The organism is Streptomyces xiamenensis, assembly GCF_000993785.3.
GTDB lineage: Bacteria > Actinomycetota > Actinomycetes > Streptomycetales > Streptomycetaceae > Streptomyces > Streptomyces xiamenensis.
Map to the genome: position 1 here is coordinate 5587062 of NZ_CP009922.3, position 13626 is coordinate 5600687.

General features: G+C 73.7%; 12 protein-coding genes. 2 read left to right on the plus strand and 10 right to left on the minus strand.

The features are described from left to right. Positions 1-187: 187 nt before the first annotated feature. The 7 genes from SXIM_RS25495 to SXIM_RS25525 all read right to left on the minus strand — a co-directional run bounded on the left by SXIM_RS25495 (position 188) and on the right by SXIM_RS25525 (position 9082). Positions 188-2707: an AfsR/SARP family transcriptional regulator gene (locus tag SXIM_RS25495; protein ID WP_053116305.1), complete on the minus strand. Its 2520-nt coding sequence runs from the start codon at positions 2705-2707 to the stop codon at positions 188-190. Positions 2708-3029: 322 nt separating this feature from the next. Continuing rightward, positions 3030-4358, minus strand: coding sequence for a Zn-dependent hydrolase (locus SXIM_RS25500; RefSeq protein ID WP_052385224.1), 1329 nt, complete (start codon positions 4356-4358; stop codon positions 3030-3032). A 144-nt stretch (positions 4359-4502) separates the two neighbouring features. Beyond that, positions 4503-5225: an HAD family hydrolase gene (locus SXIM_RS25505; RefSeq protein WP_046725212.1), complete on the minus strand. Its 723-nt coding sequence runs from the start codon at positions 5223-5225 to the stop codon at positions 4503-4505. 58 nt (positions 5226-5283) lie between these two features. After that, positions 5284-6174, minus strand: a complete 891-nt coding sequence (locus tag SXIM_RS25510) for a sirohydrochlorin chelatase (RefSeq protein ID WP_174864342.1) — start codon at positions 6172-6174, stop codon at positions 5284-5286. Between the two features lie 97 nt (positions 6175-6271). Then, positions 6272-7249, minus strand: a complete 978-nt coding sequence (locus SXIM_RS25515) for an N-acetylglucosamine kinase (protein ID WP_234306848.1) — start codon at positions 7247-7249, stop codon at positions 6272-6274. After that, the gene (locus SXIM_RS25520) at positions 7246-7923 is read right to left on the minus strand and encodes a uracil-DNA glycosylase (protein WP_030731862.1); all 678 of its coding nucleotides are present in this window, start codon (positions 7921-7923) and stop codon (positions 7246-7248) included. Before SXIM_RS25520 ends, SXIM_RS25515 begins: the two co-directional genes overlap by 4 nt. A 76-nt stretch (positions 7924-7999) precedes the next feature. Continuing rightward, entirely contained in the window at positions 8000-9082 is a 1083-nt protein-coding gene (locus SXIM_RS25525) for an NADH:flavin oxidoreductase/NADH oxidase (RefSeq protein ID WP_030731864.1), read from the minus strand. Positions 9083-9183: 101 nt separating this feature from the next. Between SXIM_RS25525 and SXIM_RS25530 the strand changes: the two genes are divergently transcribed. Next, positions 9184-9546, plus strand: coding sequence for an ArsR/SmtB family transcription factor (locus SXIM_RS25530; RefSeq protein WP_030731867.1), 363 nt, complete (start codon positions 9184-9186; stop codon positions 9544-9546). On the opposite strand, the gene SXIM_RS25535 is transcribed toward SXIM_RS25530, so the two are convergent. Then, complete coding sequence (locus SXIM_RS25535; protein ID WP_046725213.1) at positions 9543-10235, minus strand: DUF305 domain-containing protein; 693 nt, start codon at positions 10233-10235, stop codon at positions 9543-9545. The two genes, SXIM_RS25530 and SXIM_RS25535, sit on opposite strands and share 4 nt — an antisense overlap. 206 nt (positions 10236-10441) lie before the next feature. On the opposite strand from SXIM_RS25535, the gene SXIM_RS25540 reads away from it, so the two are divergent. Beyond that, the gene (locus SXIM_RS25540; RefSeq protein WP_246156939.1) at positions 10442-11869 is read left to right on the plus strand and encodes an LVIVD repeat-containing protein; all 1428 of its coding nucleotides are present in this window, start codon (positions 10442-10444) and stop codon (positions 11867-11869) included. 6 nt (positions 11870-11875) lie between these two features. On the opposite strand, the gene SXIM_RS25545 is transcribed toward SXIM_RS25540, so the two are convergent. Beyond that, positions 11876-12532, minus strand: coding sequence for a TetR/AcrR family transcriptional regulator (locus SXIM_RS25545; protein WP_030731876.1), 657 nt, complete (start codon positions 12530-12532; stop codon positions 11876-11878). Between the two features lie 139 nt (positions 12533-12671). Continuing rightward, on the minus strand, positions 12672-13367 hold the full coding sequence (locus tag SXIM_RS25550) for an HAD family hydrolase (protein ID WP_030731879.1): 696 nt from the start codon (positions 13365-13367) through the stop codon (positions 12672-12674). Between the last annotated feature and the right edge of the window lie 259 nt (positions 13368-13626).

Below are 13626 nucleotides of genomic sequence, written 5' to 3' on the forward strand. Positions count from 1 at the left end.
TTGCGTGCGCAATAGTGGATCGATGGCAGACGGAAAAGAAGGGAATAATGTCCGGGCCGGAAAAGGGCGTGCGCAGGCGTGAGTTCCGCCCGCGATTTCACCGCGGGCGGAGCAGCGCCGCCCGGCGGGGAAAGAAAACCGGTGCGCGCCGGTAAGCGCCGTACCGGCCCTTCCGCGCCACGATGCGTCAGGGAACCGCCGGCACCTTCGGCAGCAACAGCCTCGCTGGTTCCGGCGGCGCGGGCCGCGCCCCCTCCTCCGCGAGCGCCACCGTCAGCCGCGTCACGGCCTCCGGCGGCGCGTTCCCGGCCGCCCGCCGCGCCGCCGCGAGCAATGCACGGGCCTGTCCGTGTTCGCCCCGGTGGCGGTAGGCACCGGCCAGAGCGATCAACGCCTCGATCTCGTCCCCGGCCTCCGCCGTGCCGGGCCCCACCGCCCACCCGCCGGCCCCGGCCACCGCGACCAGCACCGCCCGGCCCCCCGCACGCGAGGTCCGCGGCGCCCCGCCGTCACCCGTGCCGTCCGCCCCGCCCCAGCCGGGCGCCGCGCGCCACTGCCCCCACACCGCCACCACCGCGTCCGCCAGGGCCCGGGCGTGCGGCAGCAGCCCCGCGTCGGCCGCCTGCCGGACGGCCAGCAGCAGCCAGGGACGTTCCCGCCCGTACCAGTCCCCGGGATCGGCCAGGATCTGGCCCACCCAGCGCGCGGGCAGCGCCCAGCGGGTCACACCGGCACCGCCGGATCCGCTCTCCGGCGCCCGGTCGTGGCCGCCCCTGCGGTACGCCTCGTCGAGCAGGAACAGCAGCGCCCCCAGGTAGCGTTCGAGCGCGGCGCGGTGTGCACCGGCCGTCTCCTCGACAGCCAGCCGCTCCCGCGCGAAGGCCCGCACCAGCCCCGGCAGCCGGTAGCGGGCCGCGCCGCTCACCGGATCGATGTCGACCTCCAGCAGATACGACTCGGCCAGCTCCTCCAGCAGATCCTGCGAGGTGAGCGGATCGGTGCGCAGCAGCGGGCCCCCGGCCCACGAGGCGAAGGACGCGGCCTGGGGCACCGCCAGCAGCCGCAGCAGCCGGCGCGCACCCGGGGTACGGCTGTCGTAGGCGGTTGCCACGGCGGCCCGTACGTCGGTGCCCGAGCGGCTGAGTTCGTCCAGCGGCCGGGCGCACTCCAGCAGCCGGCGGTTCAGGTCGGCGACCGTCCAGTGCGGCCGGGCCACCAGCCGCGCGGCGGCACCGCGCAGCGCCAGCGGCAGGTCGTCGCAGGCGGCGCACAGCTGAGCGGCCTGCGCCTGCTGGCCCTCGACGCGCCTGCGGCCGGCGATCCTGGCCAGGAACTCCAGGGCGTCGGCCCGGTCGAACGGGCCGAGTTCCACCCGCCGCGCGGCCGGCAGCCCCGTCAGGCGGTGCCGCGAGGTGATCAGCACCCGGCACGCGGCGGTACCCGGCAGCAGCGCTGCCACCTGCTGCTGCGTGCCCGCGCCGTCCAGCACCACCAGGACCCGCCGCCCGGCCAGCCGGTCCCGGTACATCTCCGCGCGTTCCTCCGTGCCGGCCGGGATCTCGGCCTCGGCGACGCCCAGCGCCCGCAGGAACCGCCCGAGCACATCGCCGGGCCCCACCGGCCCCCCCGTACCCGACAGCGAGGCGAACAACTGCCCGTCCGGATAGCGGGCGGCGAGCCGGTGCGCCACGTGGACGGCCAGGGTGCTTTTGCCGACCCCCGCACGCCCCGTGACCACGGTGACCGGTACGGCGGTGGGCCCGGTGGGCGGCTCCGTGCCCCGCTCAGGGCCCGGTTCACCCGCCCCCTGCTCCCCGGACCCTCCGGCCGGGCGCTCCAGCAGGGCGGCGACGGTCGCGCGCCGCCCGGTGAAGTCGGCGACATCGGCGGGCAGCAGCCGTGGCACCCGGGTCGGCGCGTGCCGCTGGGCCACCGTCGCCCGCTCCGCCGGCCCGCCGTCGGGACCCTGGATCAGCCGAGGGTCGCCGGTGAGGATGGCGTGGTGCAGCCGGCGCAGCCCTTCACCGGGCTCGATGCCCAGCTCCTCGATGAACGTCTCCCGCGTCCTGCGGTATTCGGTGAGTGCCTCGGCCTGCCGGCCCGAGCGGTACAGCGCCGTCATCAGCAGCGCCCTGGGTCTCTCCCGCAGGGGGTGCGCGGCGGCCAGCGCCGCCAGTTCACCCACCAGACGCTGATGCTCCCCCGCGGCCAGCTCCAGTTCCAGGCACTCCTCGTGCAACGCCAGCCGCTGCTCGTCCAGTTGGGCGACCCCACCGCGCACCAGGCGGCTGCCGATCCCGTGCAGGGCGGGCCCGCGCCACAGCGCCAGGGCCGTACGGAACGCCCCGGCGGCCTGCCGTAACCGCCCCTCGGCGGCGGATCTGCGGCCGTCCGCGACCCGGGTCTCGAAGTCTGCCAGATCCAGCGCGTGTTCGCCGGTCCGCAGCCGGTAGCCGGGCGGCCGCGTGGTGATGAGCCCGGCGGCCGACAGCTGGTGACGCAGTGAGGAGATGCAGATCTGGATCTGGCTGCGGCTGGTGGCGGGCGGTTCCTTGCCCCACACCCCGTCGATCAACCGGTCGACCGGCACGATCCGTTCGGCCTCCAGGAGCAGCAACGCCAGAACGGTGCGCTGCCGTGAGCCCCTGACCTGGAGCGGGACGTCCTCGTGGGCCACTTCCAGCGGGCCGAGTATCCGGAACTCCATGCGCTGTGTTTCTCCCTCACTGCTCGATCCGTCTTCCGAAAGACCGCGCGGCGGAGCGAGGAAGCGTGCTCCCGATCGGGGCCACACGCGTAGAACGTGCCGTCGAGCAGCCGGAATACAGGGTGAGTGGCCTTCCGGCCTGCGGTGACACGTGGTGCGTGGGCCCACCGGGCCACGGCCGGAGAGCCGGCCGCGGGCGGTACCCGACCGGAGTCACCACGCGGGGTAGCGGGGCAACTCCTTTCGGAGACGATGGCACAGCGGTCGCGGCACAGTCAACGAACAAGAATGTCTACTTCCCGCCAGGCTCCGGAGGCATACCTCACGACGCGGGCTGTTTCCCCCGGCCGGTGTCCCCGCCGGCGGCGGCGCCCAGCCGCAGCACGGTGCGCAGCAGCACATCGGCCCCGCGCACCAGCGCCTCGGGCGGGGTGTCCTCGGCCGGGGCGTGCGAGATGCCGTCGCTGCTCGGTACGAAGATCATGCCGATGGGGGCGAGGGACGCCACGATCTGCGCGTCGTGGCCGGCCCCGCTGGGCAGCGACAGCTGGGCGAGCCCCAGCGCGTCGGCGGCCTCCGCGATCGCCCTGCGCAGCACCGGATCCGTGGCCACCGGAGCCGAACCGCTGGAGCGGACACAGCGCACGGAGCAGCCGGTACGCCGCTCCACCTCCGCGCACACCTCCCGCACCGCCGCCTCCCCGGCGGCCAGCCGCGCCGGGTCGATGTCCCGCACCTCGGCCGTCAGCCGTGCCGTGCCGGGCACGGTGTTCGTCACATTGGGCCCGGTCCGCAGGAAGCCGACCGTGGCCGTCGTACAGATCTTGTCCGCGGCGATCCGCCGCACGCCCAGCACCAGTTCGGCGGCGGCCACCAGTGCGTCGCGGCGCGCGTCCATGGGGGTGGTGCCCGCGTGCTGGGCCTGCCCCGTGACCTCGATGTCCACGATGACGCGGCCCACGATGCCCTCCACCACTCCGATGGGGATCCCGGCCCGTTCCAGCACCGGACCCTGTTCGATGTGGAGTTCCAGGTACGCGGCGATGCTGCCGGCGGGCCACGCCGCCTCGGCGAGGCGGTCGGGATCCCCGCCGTACTCGGCCAGGTACTCGCGCGCGCCGCGCCCCGAACGGTCCGTGGCGGACAGCCCGTCGGCCAGTTGTCCGCACACCGCCCGCGAGCCGAAGAACGGCAACTGCACGAGCGCGCCCTCCTCGTTGGAGAAGGCCACGGCGACCGGATCGAAAGGCAGCCGGGTGCCGGTGGCGTGCAGGACCCGCAGCACCTCGATCGCCGCCACCACCCCGTAGGCGCCGTCCAGCCGGCCGCCCTGCACCACCGTGTCCGCGTGCGAGCCGATGAGCAGGACGGGGCCCCTCGCGGGCCGGGGCAGCCGCAGGAACAGATTGCCCGCCGGGTCGGTGCTCGGCACCAGACCGGCCGCGTGGCCCACCCCGGCCAGCCAGTTCCGCGCCTGCTGCTCCAGGGGCCCCAGGCCGAGCCGGGTCACGCCGCCGCCGGGGTCCGCGCCGATCTCACCCAGCCGGTCGAGGATCTGGAGGAGCCGGACGCCGTCCACGCGCGGCGCGGGCGGGCCGGCGGGGGAGGGGTCGCGTTCCGTGGTGTCTCCGGGCGAGCCGAACTGGGTCACGTCTCCTCCAGCCGGGCGATGCCCGGTGCTCGCCGGTATCTGCTGGGGATGAATGCCACCACATACGGCTATTCCTGGGTTATCGAAACGCAATCCATGAGCTCCGCACGACATCCGCACATCGGGTGCCGCGCCACCCGCCGGTCACGAACCGGCGCGCCCGGCCGCCGGCTCTCCGCCCGCCGCGCACCCGATCCAGGCCAGCACGGCGTCGGCGTCGAAGGTGTCCTGCCCGCCCGGGAAGCACAATCCGGCGCCCGCGAACACCGCCTCGTCCGCCGCCCGCAGCACCGAGGGCACCGCGACGCACCGCATCCCGGCGCGCAGCGCCGCGGTCACCCCGGGGGCCGCGTCCTCCACCACCACGCACCGCTCGGGCGGTACCCCCAGCCGCCGCGCCGCCGCCTCGAACACATCCGGTTCCGGTTTGCCGCGCGGCACTTCCTCGGCAGAGACCCGTACCGGCAGCAGTGCACCCACCGCACTGCCCGTCAGCGCCGCGTCGATCGCCTCACGGGTCGATCCGGAGGCCACCGCCATGGGCAGCCCCGCCGTGTGCGCCAGCTCCACCAGCCGCGCCATCCCCGGGAAGACCTCGATACGGCCCCGGATCAGCTCCAGGTAGCAGCGGTCCTGCTCCGCCAGCAACTCCTGGGCGGGCGCGGCGATGCCGTACTCCGCCCGCTGGGCGATCAGCGCGTCCAGCGCGCCGACGCCGATGTAGCTTGTGTACCGTTCCCAGCTGAAATCACACACGCCGTGCCCGGCCAGTACGCGGCGGTTCGCCTCGTAGTAGTGCGGCTCACTGTTCACCAGTGTGCCGTCGAGGTCGAACACCAGGGCAGCGGCCGGCAGCACGGTCGTCATGCGGCCAGTGTGACAGCCGCGCCCCCGCTCGGGAACGACGCCGCCGGGCGGGCCGGGGTCACAGCGCCGAGGCCCCCTGCGCGTCGCGCAGCGGAATGCCCAGCTTGGTGGTGTACGCCGACAGCACCAGCCTGCCGATCGCCGGGTAGGAGCCCAGCGGTTCGGCCATCGCACAGCCCGCCTCGTCGGCCGCCGCGGCCAGCAGGCCGTCCGGCACCTCGGGCCCGATCAGGCACGGGGCCAGCGCCAGTTGCTGCGAACCCGCCTCGATCAGCTGGGCCGCCACGTCCGCGACCGAACCCGCCTCGTCCAGCGCCGCCGCCAGGACCGGCACCGCCAGCCGCGCCGACAACAGCATCCCGGTGATCCCGGCCGCCTGCACGGCCTCCTCGCCGCCCACGGTGGCCAGGATGATCCCGTCCGCCGCGGTCGCCACGGTGAACAGCCGGGCCCGGTCCGCGCGCGCCAGATCGGCCTCGGACAGCCGTACGTGCACCCCCTCGGCCAGCAGCGGGTGCGGCCCCAGGACGTCCGTCAGCTCCGCGCCCGAACCGCTGCTGAGCACCGCCTGCCGGATCCCGCGCAGCTGGGCACTGTCGGGGCCTGCCAGCAGCGGGACGACCACGGCCGCGGGCTGCTGATCGGCGTCGTCGCGCTCGGCCGCCACCCCCGCGAGCACCTGGCGCAGCGACGGGAACTCCTCGTCACCGTCGTGGCTCTCGGCGAAACCCACCCGGGCGTCGAGCCCGGGCAGCTCGGAGCGGGCGATGCTGGTCACTTCCTCGGCGATGCCACGGCTGACCGCCGACGGGGTACCGGGAACGGCAAGCACCAGCACCGGCGCGCCCTCGGGCGCGCTGACGGGCTCCGGACGGCGGTGGCGTCCGGGCTGGCGTGGTCTCGGCATTCGTACGGGCAGGCCGGTCCCGTGCCCAGTGGGGGAGCTCATGTCGCCGCATGTTAATGCCTTGATGTGGTTGGCTGTTCGGCCGGGGCCTCCCCCTCGGGGTTTGTCCGGAAAAATCCCGCGCCTGCGTGTGACCCGGTCAACCCAGCTCCAACAGCCCCCGATCGGGCGGCAGCCGCAGCCCGCCGGCCGCGATCCGGCCCGCGATCAGCAGTGCCCCGGCCAGCGGATCACCCGTGGAGCGGGTCACCGCGGCACCCGGGAGCAGCCGCCCGAGCTCGGCGCGCACCGGCCCCAGCAGCGGATCGCCCATCCGGAACAGCCCGCCGGTCAGTGCCACCTCGCCGCCTGCGGGCGCGACCGCCGCCGCCGATCGCGCGATCTCCAGGGCCGCCGCCGTCAGGATCCCCGCCGCCACCTCGTCGTTACCGGCACAGGCGGCCACCTCGGGAGCGAAGGACGCCAGCACGGCCGCCCGGTCACTGCGCGGATACACCACCCCCGGCAGCCCGCCGGCCGGCCCGAACATCAGCTCCGCGCGCTCCAGCAGCGCGGACGAACCGCCGGTCCGTCCGTCGTACGCCCGCAGCGCCGCCGCCAGCCCGCGCTGCCCGATCCACGCCCCGCTGCCGCTGTCGCCCAGCAGATGGCCCCAGCCGTCCGCCCGCCGCCAGCGCCCGCCGTCCATGCCCAGCGCGATCATCCCGGTGCCGGCCGCCACCACCGCGCCCGGCCGTTCGCCCAGCGCCCCCGCGTAACCGGTGACCGCGTCCGCCGCCAGCGCCCAGCGCCGCACCCCGAACTCCCGCCCCAGGGCCGCCGGCAGCCGTTCCCGCAGCTGCGCGCCGAGGGTGGCCATCCCGGCCGCGCCCACGCACACGGCCGTGACCCGCGCCGCCGCCCCCGCCCGCGCCAGCAGGCTCCCGGCGGCCGGCAGCACCCGTTCCAGCAACTGCTCCGCGTCGATCCCCGCGCCGCCGGTCCGCACCGGCCCGTCGGTGACCGTCTCCCATCCCGGCTCCACCGCGCCGGAGCCGGTCACCCCGGCCAGCGCGATCCGCAGCCCGGAACCGCCCGAATCCACCCCCAGCACCCAGCCCCCGGCGGGGCCGCTCACGGCAGCGTCCAGTCCACCGGCGCGGCGCCCTGCTCGGCCAGCAGCGCGTTGGCCCGGCTGAACGGCCGGGAGTTGAAGAAGCCGCGGTCCGCCGACATGGGGGAGGGGTGCGCCGATTCCACGCTGGGCACCTGGCCCAGCAGCGGGCGCAGATTGCGGGCGTCGCGGCCCCACAGGATCGCCACCAGCGGCGTGCCGCGCGCCACCAGCGCCCGGATGGCCTGTTCGGTGACCTCCTCCCAGCCCTTGCCGCGGTGGGAGGCGGGGGTGCGCGGCGCCACGGTCAGCGACCGGTTGAGCAGCAGCACCCCCTGCCGGGTCCAGGGGGTGAGATCACCGTTGGAGGGGCGGGGCAGCCCCAGGTCGGTGTGCAGTTCCCGGAAGATGTTCTCCAGGCTGCCGGGCAGCGGCCGCACCTCGGGCGCCACCGAGAAGCTGTGCCCCACGGCGTGCCCCGGGGTGGGGTACGGGTCTTGCCCCATGATCAGCACCCGCACCTCGTCGAAGGGCTGGGTGAAGGCCCGCAGGACGTGCTGCCCGGCGGGCAGGTACGTCCGCCCCTGGGCGATCTCCGCGCGCAGGAAATCGCCCATCGCGGCGATCCGGTCCGCCACCGGGTCCAGGGCCTTGGCCCAGCCCGCTTCCACAATCTCATTCAACGGTCGTGCTGCCACGGTCCGTTACCCTACTGTCCGGGACCGACACCGCGCGCCATGCCCGAAGCGTCCCGTACGTCCGTACGGGCGGCGCTCACACCGCCCGCTGGTACTGCGGCGGCACCCCGTGGTGGCTCACGCCCAGGTCACGGGCGGCGCGGTGCGGCCAGTACGGGTCGCGCAGCAGCTCGCGGCCCAGCAGGACGGCGTCGGCCTCGCCGTTGCGCAGGATCTTCTCGGCCTGCTCCGGTTCGGTGATCAGGCCCACCGCCGCCACCGGCAGGTCCGTTTCGGCCTTGACCCGGGCCGCGAACGGCACCTGGTAGCCGGGTCCGGTGGGGATCCGTACCCCGGGGGCGTTGCCGCCGCTGGAGACGTCCAGCAGATCCACCCCGTGCTCGCGCAGCAGCGTGGCGAAACGCACCGTGTCCTCCGCCTCCCAGCCGCCCTCGGGGAGCCAGTCGGTGGCCGAGATCCGGAAGAACACCGGCAGGTCCTGGGGCCACACCGCGCGCACCGCGTCCACCACCTCCAGGGCGAACCGGGTGCGCCCGGCGAAGTCGCCGCCGTACGCGTCGGTGCGGTGGTTGCTGAACGGGGACAGGAACTCGCCGAGCAGATAGCCGTGCGCGCCGTGCACCTCCACGACCTCGAAGCCGGCCCTCAGCGCGCGCCGGGCCGTGTCGGCGAACTGGCCCGTGATCTCGTGGATCCGCGCGGTGCTCAGCTCGGTGGGCACCGGGTGGTGCTCGTCGAAGGCGAGCGGGGACGGGCCGACCGGCTGCCAGCCGCCCCGCTCCGGGCTCAGCGGCCGGCCGCCGAGCCAGGGCCGGTCGGTGCCGGCTTTCCGCCCGGCGTGGGCGATCTGGATCCCGGGGACGGATCCCCGCTCCTTGATGAACGCGGTCAGCGGGCGCAGCGCCGCCTCCTGCCGGTCGTTCCACAGCCCCAGGTCGGCCGGGCTGATGCGGCCCTGCGGGCTGACCCCGGTGGCCTCCAGCAGGACGAGCCCGGCGCCGCCGGCCGCCCGGGCGCCGTAGTGCACCAGGTGCCAGTCGCGCACGGCTCCGGTGTCGGGTCCGGAGTCCGGGGCGGAGTACTGGCACATCGGGGCCATCCAGACCCGGTTGGGCAGGGTCAGCGACCGCAGGGTGAAGGGCTCGAACAGGGGACTCACGGCAGGCTCCTCGCGGGGGCTCGGGCAGGGGGAAACGGTGGTACGGCAGCCATCGTAGTACGACGCTCATCAAAGTACGACGTCCCTCGTATGATGGACGCATGAACCCCTCCTCCCCCGCGCCCGTCACCGTCGCCGGCCGCACCCTGGACCACCCGGACCGCGAACGGATCCGCCTCGATCAGGTGCTCCAGGCGCTGGCCGACCCGCTGCGGCTGTCCGTGCTGCGCCGGCTCGCCGCCGCCGGTCCCGGCGCGGAGCTGTCCTGCTCGGACTTCGACCTGCCGGTGAGCAAGTCGACCAGCACCCATCACTTCCGGGTGCTGCGTGAGGCGGGGCTGATCGCGCAGACGTACCGGGGCACCGCGAAGATGAACGCCTTGCGCGGCGCCGACCTGGAGCAGCTGTTCCCCGGCCTGCTGGACGCCGTCCTGGCCGCGGCGGCGCGCGAACGCGCCCGTTAGCGCAGCGCCTCCATCCGGGCGATCTCCACCCGCTGCGATGCGCCGATCTCGGCGGCCAGCTCCAGTGCCGCCCCGTCGTTGCCCTGCGCGGAGACGTCCGCCGCCATGGTCACCGCACCCTCGTGGTGAGTGATCATCAGCTCCAGGAACAGCGCGTCGAACTCCGCGCCGCGCGCGGCGCGCAGCCGCTCCATGTCCGCCTCGCTCGCCATCCCCGGCATGTCCGCGCCGTGTTCCCCGTGCCCGTGCCGGGCCTCGTCCCCGGCCCCCTCGCCGGCGGCGTTGCGCAGCAGCCAGGCGCGCATGATCTCGATCTCCGGGCCCTGGGTCGCCGCGATCCGGCCGGCGATCCCGCGTACCGAGGCATGGTCGGCGAACTCCTCGGCCAGATCGGTCATCTCGATGGCCTGTTCGTGATGGTCGATCATCATGGTCATGAAGGCGTGATCGGCGGCGTTCGGGGCCGTGCCCTCCTCGGCCGCCTCGCGGGCCTCCTGCGGGGAGATGGTCCGCGCCTCCTCGCCCGGCCGGCCCGGCGCGATCACCGACGCCTCGTCGGCGCGCCCGGTGTCCCCGGCGGCCGCCTCGCCGCCGGTGCAGCCGGTGAGCGCCGCCGCGGCGAGCGCGGCGATCAGGGATACGGCCGTCGCGGCACCCGTGACAGAGCGGCGGGAGCGAAGAGTTGACACAGAGTCCTCCTGATGCGCGAGTGCATCATCAGCCAATACGGAAAGATGAATGATCTGTTTCCCATATTGATCTGTACATGCACGTCGGGATACTGATGACATCCGTGAACCGGTCAACCCCACGTAACACCGGAACGGATCCCGGGAGGATTCCAGTGACATCGTTGCACAGACCCCGCGTGCGACGCAGGCGGCTCGGAGTGACCATGGCGGCCCTCGCGGGCCTGCTGGCCACCTATGCCCTCAGCGGAACAGCCCTCGCCACCCCCGACGCGGGCGACGACGCCCCCGAGACGTCGCAGGAGATCACCGCCGACCAGTCCCCGCGCCTGGAATCGGCGGGCAGCACCGGCGAGATACCCGGCCTGGGCGAGATCGTCCACACCCCCAACGTCACCCACGTGGCCAACGTCCCCAAGAACGCCCTGCAGTCCACCAACTCGGACATCTCGTTCCAGGGCAACTACGCCTACGCCGGCAACTACAACGGCTTCGTCATCCACGACATCTCCCGCCCCAGCAAGCCGAAGATCGTCGCCGAAGTGCTGTGTCCCGGCGGCCAGGGCGACATCTCCGTCAGCGGCGACCTGCTCTTCCTGTCCGTCGACTCCTCGCGCAGCGACGACTCCTGCAACAGCGTCTCCCAGTCGGCGACCATCAAGGATTCCTGGGAAGGCATCCGGATCTTCGACATCAGCGACAAGCGCAACCCCAAGTACGTCTCCGCCGTGGAGACGTACTGCGGTTCGCACACCAACACGCTGGTGCCGGACGGCAAGAACGTCTACCTCTACATCTCCTCCTACTACCCCGACGCCTCCTTCCCCGACTGCCAGCCGCCGCACGACGGCATCTCCATCGTGAAGGTGCCCCGCAACGCCCCCGAGCGCGCCGAGGTCTCCAGCTTCGAAGTGCTCTTCCCCGACGGCGGCTTCCCCGGCAGCGACCGCGGCTCGGCCACCACGGGCTGCCACGACATCACCGTCTACCCGCGGCTGAAGATCGCCGCCGGCGCCTGCATGGGTGACGGCATCCTCATGGACATCTCCAAGCCCGCCAAGCCGCGCGTCATCGACCGGGTCCAGGACGCCGAGCGCTTCGCCTTCTGGCACTCCGCCACCTTCAGCCAGGACGGCAAGAAGGTCGTCTTCACCGACGAACTGGGCGGCGGCGGCGCGGCCACCTGCAACGCCCGCATCGGCGACGAGTACGGCGCCAACGGCATCTACCACATCACCGGCAAGGGCGACCGGCGGCGCCTGGAGTTCCAGAGCTACTTCAAGATCCCGCGCTACCAGTCCGACACCGAGAACTGCGTCGCCCACAACGGCTCGCTCATCCCGGTCCGGGGCCGCGACATCATGGTGCAGTCCTGGTACCAGGGCGGCGTGTCCATCTGGGAGTTCACCGACTCCGGCAACCCGCACGAGATCGGCTACTTCGACCGCGGGCCGCAGAGCAACGACACCCTGACCTTCGGCGGTTCCTGGTCCGCCTACTACTACAACGGCTACATCTACTCCAACGATCAGATGGGCCTGGACGTTCTGCGCATCGACGACCCGCGCACCAACGGCGCGCGCGGCGTCAAGCTCACCGAGCTCAACGCCCAGACCCAGCCCAGCTACTGGTGAGCACCGCTACGGGTGAGCACCCTCACCCGATGACATGAGCACCCCGCCGGGCGGTTCACCGCCCGGCGGGCATCCCAGCTCCCACTCCAGCCCGTACCGGGCGAACAGCTCCGCGCGCAGCCGGTGCCCCGGCATCGGCGCCCCCGGCAGCAGCACCGCCACCACCGCGCCCATCAGCAGCGCGCGCAGCATCCGGTAGTCCGTGTCCGGATCGGCGGCCCCGTAACGCACCATCGTCTCCCGCAGCAGCGCCGCCAGCCGCTGCTGCTCGGCGCACTGGACGAACCCCTCCTGCTGCAAGAGATGCGCCATGTGCGCCCGCATCAGCACCGGCCGCCGCGCCGCGAGGCCCAGGATCGCGTCGATCGCCCGCGCCAGCAGTTCCCGGCCGCCCGCCGCGTCCGCGCACGGCGCCGGCTCACGCTCCAGCGCGGCGGCGAGTGTCAGATGCATCCGCCGGTGCACGGCGCTCTGCAACAGCTGCCGTTTTCCCGGAAAGTAGTACGACACCAGACCCCGGGCCGCACCGGCCCGTTCGGCGATGTCGCCCAAGGTCGTGGCCTCGTAACCCCGCTCCCCGAACAGCTCGGCGGCCGCTTCGAGCAGCCGCTCGCGCGAGCGCCGCCGCAATTCTTCATTGACCGATGCGCGGCGAGGGGACATGCTGGACTCCCGTTGACTGGCTAACAGCCAATATACTCAGCGAGGACGCCGGACATCCGCCCCGGGGGCGGAGCCCTGTCCGGCAAGGACCGGTGGTATCGGGCGGCGCGGGGGACCGCCCGATACCGCCACCACAGCGTCAGCCCACCAGCTCCAGCACCGGCAGCAGACCGTCGGGGCGCTCGGTCACCGGCAGGTGCTCCACCAGGTGCAGGGCACATCCGATCGCCGTCGCGCCCCCGTCCGCCCGCTGGTTGTCGCCCACCATCAGCGTGTTCCGCGGCAACAGCCCCAACTCCGCACAGGCGACCTCGAACAGCCGGGGATCCGGCTTCACCAGCCGGTGCTCGTAGGACAGCACCCAGGCGTCCACGTACCGGTCCAGACCGTGCTCACCCAGGACCGGACGCAGATCCCAGCCGATGTTGCTCACCACCGCCACCCGCACCCCGCGCTCCCGCAGCCCGGCCAGCACCGGTTCCGTGTCGGGGTAGGGGCGCCAGGCGTCCGGCTCCATGTGCCGCTCGTACAGCGCGTCGTACAGCCCGGGGCGCGGCAGCGGTACGCGCCGGGCCAGCCCCGTGTACAGCGCCCGGTGCCCGGCGGGATCGCGGTCCCGCTCGCGCCACAGCTCCGCCAGCTCCTCGGGCACCTCACGCGGTGCGCCGCCGCCGGGCAGCGCCCCCGCCTCCTCCAACTCCTGGGCGAGCCGCCGCGTCTCGCCGTCCGGCATGTCCACCCCGGTCCGCGCCAGGACGGTGCTCAGCCAGCGCTCCGCCGGTTCGATGCGCATGAGGGTCCCGGAAAAATCGAAAAGCACACCCTTGATCGCCATCCCCCGATCCTCCCCCACCCGCCGCGCCCTTCCTCCGCGCCGCACGGGTGCGGACCGCTGAGCGCGCACCCGGCAGCGGATCGCCCGGGACGATCCCGTACGGGGAGGCGGTGGTGAGGTGCGGTCGCGTCACCGGCCCGGGTTACCGGGCGCGCGCCGTCGGCTCGGGCGTGGCGGCCGCTCAGGCCGCGATGTGCCACGACGGGCCGGCTCCGTCGCGCCGGCGAAGCGTCCGGCCGGGACGTTCCAGCGAGTCGTG

What these genes read in the sequence shown, in the direction of transcription:
- SXIM_RS25495 (WP_053116305.1), bottom strand. Translation starts at nt 2,707, where the DNA reads ATGGAGTTCCGGATACTCGGCCCGCTGGAAGTGGCCCACGAGGACGTC.
- SXIM_RS25505 (WP_046725212.1), bottom strand. Translation starts at nt 5,225, where the DNA reads ATGACGACCGTGCTGCCGGCCGCTGCCCTGGTGTTCGACCTCGACGGC.
- SXIM_RS25550 (WP_030731879.1), bottom strand. Translation starts at nt 13,367, where the DNA reads ATGGCGATCAAGGGTGTGCTTTTCGATTTTTCCGGGACCCTCATGCGC.
- SXIM_RS25530 (WP_030731867.1), top strand. Translation starts at nt 9,184, where the DNA reads ATGAACCCCTCCTCCCCCGCGCCCGTCACCGTCGCCGGCCGCACCCTG.
- SXIM_RS25545 (WP_030731876.1), bottom strand. Translation starts at nt 12,532, where the DNA reads ATGTCCCCTCGCCGCGCATCGGTCAATGAAGAATTGCGGCGGCGCTCG.
- SXIM_RS25540 (WP_246156939.1), top strand. Translation starts at nt 10,442, where the DNA reads ATGGCGGCCCTCGCGGGCCTGCTGGCCACCTATGCCCTCAGCGGAACA.
- SXIM_RS25510 (WP_174864342.1), bottom strand. Translation starts at nt 6,174, where the DNA reads ATGAGCTCCCCCACTGGGCACGGGACCGGCCTGCCCGTACGAATGCCG.